14 protein-coding genes are annotated in these 12,630 nt (G+C 72.1%); 8 read left to right on the top strand and 6 right to left on the bottom strand.

What is annotated here, in order from left to right; all coding sequences use genetic code 11:
* The first annotated feature begins 157 nt into the window (after window positions 1–157).
* The 4 genes from ASG29_RS14980 (at window position 158) to ASG29_RS14995 (ending at window position 5,134) form a co-directional block, all read left to right on the top strand.
* Window positions 158–2,362, top strand: a complete 2,205-nt coding sequence (locus tag ASG29_RS14980) for a xanthine dehydrogenase family protein molybdopterin-binding subunit (RefSeq protein WP_055986095.1) — start codon at window positions 158–160, stop codon at window positions 2,360–2,362.
* Window positions 2,362–3,369, top strand: coding sequence for a ferrochelatase (gene hemH / locus ASG29_RS14985; RefSeq protein ID WP_055986098.1), 1,008 nt, complete (start codon window positions 2,362–2,364; stop codon window positions 3,367–3,369). The genes ASG29_RS14980 and hemH overlap by 1 nt, the downstream gene beginning before the upstream one ends.
* Before the next feature lie 32 nt (window positions 3,370–3,401).
* Entirely contained in the window at window positions 3,402–4,124 is a 723-nt protein-coding gene (gene phbB, locus ASG29_RS14990) for an acetoacetyl-CoA reductase (RefSeq protein WP_055986100.1), read from the top strand.
* Window positions 4,125–4,348: 224 nt separating this feature from the next.
* The gene (locus tag ASG29_RS14995; protein WP_055986102.1) at window positions 4,349–5,134 is read left to right on the top strand and encodes a thioesterase family protein; all 786 of its coding nucleotides are present in this window, start codon (window positions 4,349–4,351) and stop codon (window positions 5,132–5,134) included.
* Window positions 5,135–5,290: 156 nt separating this feature from the next.
* Here the strand turns inward: ASG29_RS14995 and ASG29_RS15000 are convergent, their stop codons facing one another.
* Entirely contained in the window at window positions 5,291–5,638 is a 348-nt protein-coding gene (locus tag ASG29_RS15000) for a glycine zipper 2TM domain-containing protein (RefSeq protein WP_055986105.1), read from the bottom strand.
* Window positions 5,639–5,749: 111 nt separating this feature from the next.
* Here ASG29_RS15000 and ASG29_RS15005 point away from each other — a divergent pair, with 111 nt between their 5' ends.
* Window positions 5,750–6,766, top strand: coding sequence for an esterase-like activity of phytase family protein (locus tag ASG29_RS15005; RefSeq protein ID WP_235532949.1), 1,017 nt, complete (start codon window positions 5,750–5,752; stop codon window positions 6,764–6,766).
* 104 nt (window positions 6,767–6,870) lie between these two features.
* Here the strand turns inward: ASG29_RS15005 and rpmB are convergent, their stop codons facing one another.
* Window positions 6,871–7,170 (bottom strand): 50S ribosomal protein L28, encoded by a 300-nt coding sequence (gene rpmB / locus ASG29_RS15010; protein ID WP_055986108.1) that lies wholly within the window; start codon window positions 7,168–7,170, stop codon window positions 6,871–6,873.
* Window positions 7,171–7,333: 163 nt separating this feature from the next.
* On the opposite strand from rpmB, the gene ASG29_RS15015 reads away from it, so the two are divergent.
* Window positions 7,334–7,567: a hypothetical protein gene (locus ASG29_RS15015; protein ID WP_055986111.1), complete on the top strand. Its 234-nt coding sequence runs from the start codon at window positions 7,334–7,336 to the stop codon at window positions 7,565–7,567.
* 106 nt (window positions 7,568–7,673) lie between these two features.
* Window positions 7,674–8,123, top strand: coding sequence for a nucleoside deaminase (locus ASG29_RS15020; RefSeq protein ID WP_235532950.1), 450 nt, complete (start codon window positions 7,674–7,676; stop codon window positions 8,121–8,123).
* Between the two features lie 110 nt (window positions 8,124–8,233).
* Here the strand turns inward: ASG29_RS15020 and ASG29_RS15025 are convergent, their stop codons facing one another.
* Window positions 8,234–8,911: an OmpA family protein gene (locus ASG29_RS15025; protein ID WP_055986117.1), complete on the bottom strand. Its 678-nt coding sequence runs from the start codon at window positions 8,909–8,911 to the stop codon at window positions 8,234–8,236.
* 157 nt (window positions 8,912–9,068) lie between these two features.
* Between ASG29_RS15025 and ASG29_RS15030 the strand changes: the two genes are divergently transcribed.
* Complete coding sequence (locus ASG29_RS15030; RefSeq protein ID WP_055986119.1) at window positions 9,069–10,364, top strand: hemolysin family protein; 1,296 nt, start codon at window positions 9,069–9,071, stop codon at window positions 10,362–10,364.
* A gap of 102 nt (window positions 10,365–10,466) precedes the next feature.
* On the opposite strand, the gene ASG29_RS15035 is transcribed toward ASG29_RS15030, so the two are convergent.
* From ASG29_RS15035 to ASG29_RS16895, 3 genes are all read right to left on the bottom strand, one after another.
* Window positions 10,467–11,411 (bottom strand): 50S ribosomal protein L11 methyltransferase, encoded by a 945-nt coding sequence (locus ASG29_RS15035; protein WP_055986122.1) that lies wholly within the window; start codon window positions 11,409–11,411, stop codon window positions 10,467–10,469.
* Window positions 11,401–12,096 carry an SDR family NAD(P)-dependent oxidoreductase gene (locus ASG29_RS15040; RefSeq protein ID WP_055986127.1) on the bottom strand — a complete coding sequence of 232 codons (696 nt, stop codon included), beginning with the start codon at window positions 12,094–12,096 and terminating at the stop codon, window positions 11,401–11,403. The genes ASG29_RS15035 and ASG29_RS15040 overlap by 11 nt, the downstream gene beginning before the upstream one ends.
* A 65-nt stretch (window positions 12,097–12,161) precedes the next feature.
* Window positions 12,162–12,630 (bottom strand): methyl-accepting chemotaxis protein (locus ASG29_RS16895; RefSeq protein ID WP_235532951.1); only part of this gene is annotated, 469 nt, incomplete at its 5' end.

The raw sequence follows: 12,630 nt of genomic DNA on the forward strand, positions 1-12,630 counted from the left end.
CCGGCGGGCGCAACACCTCCGCGCCTCCGCGCCTCCGCGTGAACCAACCTTCTCCGCGCCTCTGCGCATCCGCGTGAACCAACCTTCTTCGCGTCATCGCGCCTTCGCGAGAACCCACACCCTTCCCCTGCCCCCCGCCCGCCGCTAACCCCGGCGCATGGCGCCGACCCGACGCAATCTCCTGATTTCCGGCGGAGTCGGCGTCGGGCTGGTCGTCGCCTGGGCGGCGTGGCCGCGCACGTACCGTGCCACGCTGCCCGCCGCGCCGGGCGAAACCGTGTTCGGTGCGTTCCTGAAGATCGCGCGCGACGGGCAGGTCATCGTCGCGGTGCCGCAGGCGGAATGCGGGCAGGGAAGCTACACCGCCTTCGCGCAGGTCGTCGCGGACGAACTGGGCGCGGACTGGCGCACCGTCGGGGTCGAAGCCGCCCCCGTCAGCCCGTTATACGCCAACCCCCCGGCCGCGGAGGCGCTGTTCGACGGCGCGTTCGATCGCGTGCCCGAGGCGATCCGCGCCGAACACTGGACGCGCAGCGCCGCGATGCTGACCGCCGCCTCCACCGGCATCCGCCGGTTCGAGGCGCCGTTGCGGCAGGCGGGCGCGGCGGCGCGCGTGCTGCTGTGCATGGCGGCCGCGGCGCGCTGGGACGCGGACTGGCAGGCGTGCGAGACGGGGGACGGCTTCGTCCGGCTGGGCGACCGGAAACTGCGCTTCGGCGAACTGGCGGAAAGCGCCGCGACGTTCGCGCCGCCCGCCGAACTTCCGCTGCGCTTCGGCGACGACGGGCGGCTGACCGGTCGACCGCTCCCGCGGCTGGACGTGCCCGCGAAGGTCGACGGATCGGCGAATTTCACCGCCGACATCCGCCTGCCCGACATGGTCTTCGCCAGCGTCCGGCAGGGGCCGAGGCCGACGTCGCGCCTGCTCGGCTGCGACAAGGCGGCGGCGGACCGCGTGCGCGGGATGGTGTCGGTGGTGGAGACGCCGCACTGGGTCGCCGCGGTCGCCAACGACTGGTGGGCGGCCAACCGCGGCCTGTCGGCGCTCGCCCCGCGCTTCGCCACCGACGGCCCCCTGCCCGCCGACCCCGCGCCCGCGCTGGCCGCCGCGCTGGACGGCGAGGGCTGGCGCGCCGTGTCGGACGGCGACGTGGGCGCGGCGTTCGCTGGGGCGAAGGTGATCCGTGCCGAGTACAGCGTCGCGCCCGGCCTGCACGCCGCGATCGAGACCCCCGCCGCGACCGCGCAGTTCGAGGACGGGCGGCTGGAACTGTGGCTCGCGACGGAGGCGCCCGGCATCGCGCAGGCCGCCGCCGCCGCCGCGGTCGGGCTGTCGCCCGCGCAGGTGATCGTCCATCCGATGCTGGTGGGCGGCGGCTTCGGCGCCGGGCTGGAACCGATGGTCGCGGTACAGGCCGCCACGCTCGCGCGGAAGCTGCGCCGCCCGGTGCAGGTGATGTGGTCGCGCGGGGAGGCGCTGATGCGCTCCCCGGTCCGCGCGCCCGCCCGCGCCCGCCTGTCCGCGCGCCTCGCCCCCAACGGGCAGGTCATGGCGTGGCAGGCCAGCATCGCCGCCCCCGCCAGCGGCCGCGCGCTCGCCCGCCGCCTGCTCGCGCACGATCCGCTGGCGCGCATCGCGCGGGCGCTGCCCGACGGTGCGGACGGCCATGCGATCGCGGGCGCGCGGCCGATGTACCGCATCCCCGCGGTCGCGATCGATCATCACCCGGCCGACCTGCCGATCGAGGTCGGACATCTGCGCGGCGGCGCGCACGGCTACACCTGCTTCTTCACCGAATGTTTCGTCGACGAACTGGCGCATGCGGCGCAGAGCGAGCCGGTATCGTATCGCATCGGGATGCTGGGCGGCGACGCGCGCGCCGCGCGCTGCCTGTCCACCGTCGCCGCGCTGGGCGGATGGGAAGGCGGCGCGATCGGCAGCGCGCAGGGGATCGCGTGCCACGCCATGGCGGGCAGCTACATCGCCGTCCTGGCGGAGGTTCATGTCGCGGACGGCGGCGCGATCCGCGTCGACCGCCTGGTCGCGGCGGTCGATTGCGGGCGCGCGATCAATCCCGACATCGTGAAGCAGGTGGTCGAAGGCGGGCTGATCTTCGGCGCCGCGATGGCGACCGGCTGCGCCACCGGTTATGCCGACGGCCTGCCCACGACGCGGATGCTGGGACAGGCGGGCCTGCCCGCGCTCGCCACCGCGCCGGAGGTGACGGTGGAACTGATCCCCTCCACCGCCGACCCCGGCGGCGTCGGCGACCTGGGCGTTCCCGCGGTCGCGCCCGCGATCGCCAACGCGCTTCGCGCCGCGACCGGAACGCGCATCCGTACCCTGCCGTTAGGACCGTAATGAATCTTCCAGCCGGCCACCCCGCCATCCCGCCCCGCCGCATCGGCGTCCTGATCGTCAACCTCGGCACTCCCGACGCCGCGGATGCGAAGAGCGTGCGCCGCTACCTGAAGGAATTCCTGTCCGACCGCCGCGTCGTGGAGATTCCGCAATTGCTGTGGCAGCCGATCCTTCGCGGCGCGGTGCTGACCACCCGACCGAAGAAATCCGCCCATGCGTACCAGCAGGTATGGACCGACGACGGCTCCCCCCTCGCCGCGATCACGAAGGCGCAGTCGGCGGCGTTGCAGGGCGCGTTCGGTCCCGACGTCACGGTCGACTGGGCGATGCGCTACGGCAATCCGTCGATCCCCGACCGCCTCGCCGCGATGAAGGATGCGGGGTGCGAGCGGATCCTGATCGCGCCCTTGTACCCGCAATATTGCGCCGCCACGACCGCGACCGCCAACGACAAGGCGTTCGCCGCGCTCGCCGCCATGCGCTGGCAGCCCGCGCTGCGGACGTTGCCGCCCTATCACGACGATCCGGCCTATATCGCCGCGCTGGCCGACACCGTCCGCGAGCAGGTCGCGGCGCTGGATTTCGTTCCCGACGCGCTGATCGCCAGCTTCCACGGCATGCCCAAGCGGACGCTGGAACTTGGCGACCCCTATCATTGCCATTGCCGCAAGACCGCGCGGCTCCTGTCGGAGGCGCTGGGGCGCGAGCTGACCGTCACGTTCCAGTCGCGCTTCGGCCCCGCCAAATGGCTGGAACCCGCGACCGACCTGACGCTGGAGGCGATGCCCGCAGCCGGGGTGAAGAAGGTCGCGATCCTGGCGCCGGGGTTCAGCGCCGACTGCCTGGAAACGCTGGAGGAACTCGCCATCCGCGGGCGCGAGAGTTTCGAGGCCGCCGGAGGTACCCGTTTTGCCTACCTCTCCTGCCTCAACGACACGCCTGCGGGCATTGTGATGTTGCGTGGCTTACTGGCGCGGGAACTTGCGGGGTGGACGCCCCTTTCGTAGCGTCGGGCGAAACCTTGGAGAGGGACTGATACATGGCACGGGTAGCGATCGTCACCGGCGGCACGCGCGGGATCGGGGAAGCGATCAGCGTCGCGCTGAAGGAGGCCGGGATGACCGTCGCCGCCAATTACGCGGGCAACGACGAACGCGCGCGCGCCTTCACCGAACGCACCGGCATCGCGGCGTTCAAGTGGGACGTGTCGGATCACCAGGCATGCCTCGACGGCGTGGCGCAGGTGGCGGAGGAGGTCGGCCCGGTCGACGTGCTGGTCAACAACGCCGGGATCACGCGCGACGGCACGATCCTGAAGATGACGTACGAGATGTGGAAGGAGGTCATGGACACCAACCTGGGCGGGTGTTTCAACATGGCCAAGGCGGTGTTCCCCGGGATGCGCGAGCGCAAGTGGGGCCGCATCGTCAACATCGGATCGATCAACGGACAGGCGGGCCAGTACGGGCAGGTGAACTATGCCGCGGCGAAGAGCGGCATCCACGGCTTCACCAAGGCGCTGGCGCAGGAAGGCGCACGCGCGGGCGTGACCGTGAACGCCATCGCGCCGGGCTATATCGACACCGACATGGTCGCCGCGGTCCCCGCCGACGTGCTGGAAAAGATCGTGGCGAAGATCCCCGTCGGCCGACTGGGCCAAGCGCACGAAATCGCGCGCGGCGTGGCGTTCCTGTGCAGCGACGACGGCGGGTTCGTGACCGGATCGACGCTGTCGATCAACGGCGGGCAGCACATGTACTGACGGGCGCAGGCGCGTCGATCCGGCGCCAGACGAGTGACGGCGCCGGTGCGCGGCGAGCCGCGCAGCGCCCGGCACGGCCGGTGTGGGGTCCCCGCGGCGCCACCCGCTCTATGCCTCCCCCTCCCGTGTTCCTGCGCACGCAGGAACCCAGAGCAACAAGCGCATCCGCTCATGGCCCTGGGTTCCTGCTTTCGCAGGAACACGAACTTTGGCAACGCGGTCGCATGACCGACGCCATCTACACCCCCGACGGCCCCGCCTTCCGCGCCACTCCCTTCGCCGCGGGCCCGTGGCACCCCGGGCTCCAGCACGGCGGCGCGCCGTCCGCGCTGGTCGCGCATGCCGCGGAACAGGTGCCGACCCTGGCCCCGATGCGGATCGCGCGCGTGACGGTCGAACTCCTCCGCCCCGTCCCCGTCGACGCGATCCACGCCGAGACGGAGGTGCTGCGCGAGGGGAAGAAGATCCAGCTGGTGCAGGTCCGCCTGCTCCACGACGGGATCGAGGTCGTGCGCGCGATCGTCCTGCGCGTCCGCGTCGCCGACCTGCCGCTCCCCGGCGGCGCGGCGATGCCCGCGGTCGATTCGTCGCCCGACGACGTCGCGCCCGACGACACGTTCCGCGGCCCGACCCCCGGCGTGCCCAATTTCGGCGCCAATTTCGAGATCCGGCGCATCCGCGGCGGCTTCGGCCAGCTCGGCCCGGGACAGGCGTGGTTCCGCCAGCATCGCGCGACGATCCTCGACGCGCCGACGTCCCCGGTCATGCGCGCGATGGCGGTGGCGGATTTCTCCAACGGCATCGCGCCGGTCCTGCCCTTCGCCGACTGGACCTTCCTCAACGCCGACCTGACCGTCAGCCTCGCGCGGCCGCCGGAGGGGGAGTGGATCTTCACCGATGCCGAAACCTGGGCGGGCGAGGACGGACAGGGCCTGGCGATGACGCGGCTCGCCGACCGCCGCGGCTATTTCGCGCGGGCGGTGCAATCGCTGCTGCTGGAACGGCGGTAGCCGAACGGAGGGAGGCGCGCCAAACGCAACACGCCGGCCGAGCCCGCAAGGGATCGACCGGCGCGCGCCCTCATACGCTACGCGAGGGAACCAAACTGGTGAAACTGGTGGGCCGCGTCACGCAGCGGCGGCGGGTGGCCCCGCCGCCGCCGACCGTCAGCGGCAGTAACGCGGGTTGTTCGACTTCTCGACCGCGTTGCCCGCGACCGCGCCGCCGACGCCGCCCAGGACCGTGCCGAGCGTCCGGTCGCCGCGGGTGTCGATCGCCCGGCCCAGCAGGCCGCCCGCGATCGCGCCGACGATGGTGCCGGTCGTCCCGCCCGAGCAGCGGCGATTGTAATTGTACCGGCGACGATCGTCGCGACGGTCATAGTCACGATAGCCGCGATCGTTATAGGAACGGTCGTACCCGCCGCGATAGCGTTGCGCGTCGGCGGCCGTCGGGACCAGGGCGCTCGCGCCCATCACGAGGGCGACACCGGCGAGGGTCAGCTGCTTGAACATGGATCGTCTCCCGTTTCCAAAACCTGCGACGGATGGTCCGTCGATGATGCGGTTATGGGCGAGTCGCATTGAGCCGACCCTGAATGCGTCCGTTATCGCCGGTTCAGGCAAGTGACCCCGATCCGCCCGCCCGCCGCCCCCCTGCCCCCAGCCCGCCGCCGCGCGATCGCCGCCGCGGTGCTGCTGCCGCTCGCGGTCGTGCCGACATGGTCGGGCGAGCCGCAGCTGAAACGGCTCGGCACCGATGTCGTGGTCCATGCGCGGGCGTGGGCGCCGAAGGGCGGATGGCCGCGCCGGATCGGGCGACTGGAGCCGATCGGCGCGGTCGCGCTGACCGCGGACGATCCGGCGTTCGGCAGCTTTTCCGGACTGGCGCTGTGGCGCGGGCAGGCGATCCTGCTGGGCGACGGGGGCACGTTCGTCCGGCTGGCGATCCGCGGCCGGACGCTGACGACGCTGGGCAGCGGCAGCCTGCCGGGCGGACCCGGCACCGGCTGGGCGAAGGCGGACCGCGATTCGGAATCGCTGGCGGTGGACCCCGCGACCGGGCGGGCGTGGGTGGGGTTCGAGCGCGCGAACGCGATCTTCCGCTACGCCCCCCGCTTCGCACGCACCGAATCGTGGCGCGCGCCGCGCGCGATGGCATCGTGGCGGACGAACAGCGGCGCCGAATCGCTTGCCCGGCTGCCCGACGGGCGCTTCGTCGCGATCGCGGAGGCGGGCGACTGGGCCAGGCGCGAATGGCCCGCGGTGCTGTTCTCCGGTGATCCCGCCGCGCCGGGCACGCGCGCGATGCGGCTGCGCTACCGTCCCCCGCGCACGGTGGTGCCCAGCGACGCCACCGCCCTGCCCGACGGCGACCTGCTGGTCGTCCACCGCCGCTGGGACGGGCTGCTGAACTTCACCGTCCGCATCGCGCGCGTCCCCGCCGCCTCGATCCGCCCCGGCGGCTTGATGGTCGCGACCGAGATCGCGCATTTCCCGCCGCACCTGCTGGGGGAGAATGCGGAAGGGATCGCGGTGACGCGCGAGGGGAAGGACACGATGGTGTGGCTGGTCACCGACAATGACGGCGCCTTCTATCGCCGCACGATCCTGGCGAAGTTCCGGTTGGTACCCGACCAATAAAGCCCCTCGCCTTCAGGGGAGGGGGCCGCGTCGCCCCAACGCCAAGCGGCCCGCCGTCCGGGTCGGGACGGCGGGCCGTTGCGGCGCGGATCGCACGGGGCGGATCAGGCGGCGGCGGTCGCCGCGGCGCGCTTCTTCACCACGTCGCGCTTCAGGCGGCGCGCCTTCAGCGACAGCTTGTCGTCCGACGTCTTGGCCAGCCAATTGTCCAGCCCGCCGTTATGCTCGACCGAACGCAGGCCGTGCGTCGACACGCGCAGCTTGATCGACCGCTCCAGCGCGTCGGACAGCAACGTCACGTTCTGCAAGTTGGGCAGGAACGTGCGCTTCGTCTTGTTGTTGGCGTGGGAAACGTTGTGTCCCACCTGCCGGCCCTTGCCGGTCAGCTCGCAGATGCGCGACATGATGGTTGATCCTGAAATTCGGAAGCCCGGAAAGTGGGCGCGAGTAGCGGGAACCGACCGCTTCGTCAACCGCGTCGCGCCGATCCGGAGGATGCAACCGCGCCGCCGGGCGGGCGTTGTTGCGGCATCGGAACGACACCCCATTCGCGGAAAGGCCCCTATCATGCGCGCGCTCCTCGTCCTCGTCGGCATCGCCGCTCTGGTCCTCCTCGCCGCGCTGGCGCTGGGCTTCGTCCGCCTGGACCAGACGCAGACCGCGCAACTGCCCCGGCTGGAGGGCGGGCAGGCGCCGAAGTTCGAGGCCGACGTGGGCAGCGTGGCCGTGGGGACCGAGAACAAGACGGTCGAGGTCCCGCGCGTCCAGGTGCGCAAGCCCGGCGAGGCGCCCGCGAACTGATTCGCGCGACCGACCGGGCCGACTTCCCCCGCGACGGCCGGGGGATCGGCCCGGTCGACCCCGACGCACCTTCCTCCGCCTCCCCGCCCGCGCTACCCAGCGCGGGATGTTTCCCCTCCCCGCCCCCATGCGCATCGCGCTCGACGCGGCACGCGACGCCGCCGCGGCGGGAGAGGTCCCGGTCGGCGCGGTCATCGTCCGTCGCGGGGCGATCGTCGCGACCGCCGCCAATGCCCCCCGCGCACGCCGGGATCCCACCGCCCATGCGGAGATGCTGGCGATCCGCGCCGCCACCGCCGCGCTGGGCGACGACCGGCTGGCCGAATGCGACCTGTGGGTGACATTGGAACCGTGCGCGATGTGCGCGGGCGCGATCGCGCTCGCCCGCATCGCGCGCGTCTATTGGGGGGCGCCCGATGCGAAGGGCGGCGCGATCGACCACGGGCCGCGATTGTTCGCGCAGCCGACCTGCCACCACCGGCCGGAATTGTTCGGCGGCATCGGCGAGGGAGAGGCCGCCTCGCTGCTGCGGGAATTCTTCCGGCAGCGGCGGTAGGAGGCGCGAGTCATCCCGGGCCTGTCCCGGCATCCACCGTTCCGCACGGAAAAGCCATGTTCCGCGCGGCGCCCGGTGGATGCCGGGACCAGCCCGGCATGACGTCGGTCCTACATCGTGTCGTTCTGCGACACCGGCACGATCTTGATCTCGACCCGGCGATTCGCGGAGCGGCCCGCCTCGGTCTCGTTCGTCTCGATCGGCTGCGTCTCGCCGAAGCCGCGGGTCGCGATGCGCGCGGGCTGTACCCCGCGGGTCGACAGATAGTCCGCGACCGACACCGCGCGGCGCTGCGACAGGCCCTGGTTGTAATCGTCGCTGCCGGTCGAATCGGTGTGGCCGTAGACGTCGATATAGGTCTGGCCGTAATCGCTCAGCACGCTGGCGACGCGGTCCAGCGTCTCGCGGAAGCGCGGCTCGACCGTCGCCGAATTGGTGGCGAAGTTGATGCCCGACGGGATGTTGAGCAGCAGGTCGTCGCCCTGGCGTACGACCTGCACATCGGTGCCCGCGGTGCGCGCGCGCATCTCGCGTTCCTGCTTGTCCATATACGCGCCGATGCCCGCGCCCGCGATGCCGCCGATGCCGGCGCCGATGATCTTCTCGGTCCGGTCGCGCCGCCCGCCGACGAGGTCGCCCAGCAGATAGCCGCCCAGCGCGCCGCCGATGCCGCCGATCGCGGTCTTCGACACGCGGCGCTCGCCGGTTTCCGGATCGGTCGTGCAGGCCGCGGTCGCAAGCAGCGAAACGCCCGCCATCGCGGCGAACAGGCCCCTGGATTTCGTCATGTCGTGTCCCTTTCGTGTCGAACAGCCGGAAAACCCGGCGCCGCGGGCGATTGTTCCGGCAACGCACTGAACCCGTGATGACCGGTGCGCCGTCACGGCGGCGACACAATTTGTCGATTGTGGCGCGCGGGCTTTGCCGCGTAAGGGGGGCGTGCCCATGCTACCGCCGTTCCCCTGGATCGACGTCCTCATCATCCTCGCGCTGGTCGCGTTGAACGGCGTGTTCGCGATGAGCGAGCTGGCCATCGTCTCGGCGCGCCGCGCGCGGCTGGAGGCGATGGCGCGAACCGGGCGGCGCGGGGCGCAGGCTGCGATCGTGCTGGCGTCCGACCCGGGCAAGTTCCTGTCCGCGGTGCAGATCGGCATCACCCTGATCGGGATCATCAACGGCGCCTATTCGGGCGCCAGCCTCGGCACGCCCACCGCGGCGCGGATCGCGGCGCTGGGCGTGCCCGCGGGCGTGGCCGAAAACCTCGGCTTCGCGCTGGTGATCGGCCTGACCACCTACGCCTCGCTCATCATCGGCGAGCTGGTCCCGAAACAGTTCGCGCTGCGCAAGCCGGAGGTGGTGGCCGCGATCGTCGCGCTGCCGATGACATGGCTGGCGGTGGCGACGAAGCCTTTGGTGTGGATCCTCGACCGGTCGAGCGCGCTGATCTTCCGCCTGCTCGGCCTCAACCGCCATAACGAGGACCAGGTGACGGCGGAGGAGCTGCACCTGATCGTGGCGGAGGCCAGCAAGTCCGGCGTGATCGAGGAGCACGAACGCTCGATCATCTCGGGCGTCGTCCGGCTCGCCGACCGGCCGGTGCGCGAGGTGATGACGCCTCGGACCGAAGTCGACTGGCTGGACGTGCACCTGGACGATGCGGGCATCCGCGCGCGGTTGCTCGATACGCCGCACAGCCGCCTGCCGGTCGCCGACGGGACGATCGACGCGGTGGTGGGGGTGGTGCAGGCACGCGACGTCGCGCGCGCGCTGTCGCAGGGGCGGACGCTCGACCTGGCCGTGCTGATGCGCAAGGCGCCGGTGGTGGTGGATCAGGTCGATGCGATGGACACGATGGACACGCTGCGCCGTGCCGAGGTGCCGATGGCGCTGGTCCATGACGAATACGGGCATTTCGAGGGGATCGTGACCCCCGCCGACCTGCTCGCCGCGATCGCGGGCGACTTCGCCAGCAACACCGCGGCGGACGAGGGGCCGAACGTGGTGGAGCGCGACGACGGCTCGCTGCTGGTCGCGGGCACGATGGCGGCCGATTCGCTGGCGGAGCGGCTGGGCATCGACCTGCCCGAGGACCGCGACTACGCCACCGTCGCGGGCCTCGCGCTCGCGATCTTCCGCAAGCTGCCGACCGAGGGCGAGAGCTTCGAGGAGCAGGGCTGGCGCTTCGAGGTCGTGGACCTCGACGGCCGGCGGATCGACAAGCTGCTGGTCAGCCAGGCCTGACAGGCCGTCATTGCGAGCGGAGCGAAGCAATCCAGGGTGTCGCGCGGCACGCTGGATTGCCGCGTCGCTACGCTCCTCGCAATGACGGAGCGAGCGAAACCGTCAGATATCCAGCGCCCACCCGTCGCGCCCCTTGGGATCGACCGGCGTCGCCGGCACGTACCGCACCGTCCCCGCGGACAGCCGCAGGATCGTCCAGTCCGCGCGCCGATCCACCGCCTCCAGCGTACAGCCGCACGCGACGAATGCCGCGACGACCTTCTCCCGCTGTGTTTCCAGCAACCCGGCCAGCACGATCGCCGCCCCCGGCGCGGCGATGGCGGCCAGTTCGGGCGCCATCGACACCAGCGGCCCCGCCAGGATGTTGGCGATGACCAGATCGTAGGGCGCACCCGCCGTGACGCCGTCGTCCAGCGCCCCGTCCGCGACGACCAGCGCCAGCCCCGCGACCCCGTTCGCCGCCGCATTCTCGCGCGTCACCAGGATCGCGGCGGGGTCGATATCCGTCGCGGTCACGCGCGCGTCCGGCCACAGGTGCGCGGCGGCGAACGCCAGCAGGCCCGTGCCCGTGCCGACGTCGATCACCGCCCCGAACCCGCGGTCGGACAGCCCGTCCAGCATCCGCAGGCACCCCGCGGTCGTCGCGTGATGCCCGGTCCCGAACGCCTGCCCTGCGTCGATCAGGAACGCGCGCCCGCCCGGCGGCGGATCGATCGGGTGCGCGCTGGTATGCACCACGAAGCGCCCCTCGCGGATCGGCTCCAGCCCCTCCTGGCTCATCGCGACCCAGTCCTGCGCGGTCAGCGCCGCCACCTCCGGCGCGACGCCCGCGGCGCTGGGCACCAGCGCACGGATCGCGGCCAGCATCGCGGCATCGGGTTCGTCCTCGACATAGGCGTCCAGCCGCCAATGCTCGCGATCGTCCTCCACCGTCTCGCTCGTCATCAGCACCGCGTCGATGGCGAGGTCGTCCGCCGCATCGATCGCCTCCGCCTCCGCGCGGGTGCACGGCAGCGTCACGCGCCAGCTGTCGACCCTATCGGACATAGCTTGCTCCGTTCACGTCCAGCACCGCGCCGGTCATCGACGCGGGCGCGTCGAGCGCGAGCCAGCGCGCCATTTCCGCCACCTCGTCGGGCATCGCCACGCGACCCAGCGGGATGTCCGCCAGCAACGCGTCGCCGCCGCGGCTTTCGAGGTAATCCTCCGCCATCCCCGTCATCGTGAACCCGGGACAGATCGCGAAGGCCAGGATGCCGTCCCTGGCATAGCCGCGCGCGATCGTCTTCGTCATCGCCACCATCCCGGCCTTGGACGCGGCATAATGCCAGTGCGCGGGGCTGTCGCCGCGATGCGCGGCGCGGCTGGCGACGTTGACGATCCGCCCCGGCACCCCGCGCGCGCGCCAGTGCAGCACCGCCAGCCGGCACAGTTCCGCCGCGGCGGTCAGGTTCACCTGCATCGTGCGCGCCCAGTTCGCGCGCCACGCCGCGTCGTCGGCGTCGATCGGGTTCGCCTCGAACACCCCCGCATTGTTGATGAGCACGTCGACATGGCCCAGCCGCGCGACCGCGGCGTCCCACAGGGCGCGCGGCGCGTCGGGATCGGTGAAGTCGGCGGGCAGGCCGGATGTCGTGCCGTGGCCGGCGATCGCGACGCCTGGCCCGTCCAGCGCCGCGGCGATCGCCGCCCCGATCCCGCGCGACGATCCGGTGAGGAGGATGTTGGTCATCCCCGCGCCTTTAGGGGCGGCGGCCGCGGCGGGAAAGCGTCGCGATCGCCGCGTCGCCGCGGCGGCTACGCCACGGCGCGGGCGTAATCCGCGGCGGCGGCGCGCAGCACGTCCAGCCGCCGGCCGATCGCGTCCAGATCGCCGTCCAGCGCGTCGATCTCGGTCGCGACGGTTTCGGTATCCTCGCGGATGGTGGCGACGGTGTGCGACATCGAATCGGCGGCCAGCGCGGTTTCGTCCACCGCCGCGGTGATCGCGGTCACGGTCTGCGCCTGGCTTTCCATCGCGTGGCGGATGCGCGTCGCGCTGTCCTGCACCTCGCCCACCGTCGCGCGGATCGACGCGGACGTGTCCACCGTCACGCGCGTCGCCGCCTGGATCGCCGCGATCTTCGCCGCGATATCGTCGGTCGCGCGCGCGGTCTGGTTCGCCAGGCTCTTGACCTCCTGCGCCACCACCGCGAACCCGCGTCCCGCATCGCCCGCGCGCGCCGCCTCGATCGTGGCGTTCAGCGCCAGCAGGTTCGTCTGCCCC

This window comes from Sphingomonas sp. Leaf412 (genome assembly GCF_001425405.1).
Classification (GTDB): domain Bacteria; phylum Pseudomonadota; class Alphaproteobacteria; order Sphingomonadales; family Sphingomonadaceae; genus Sphingomonas.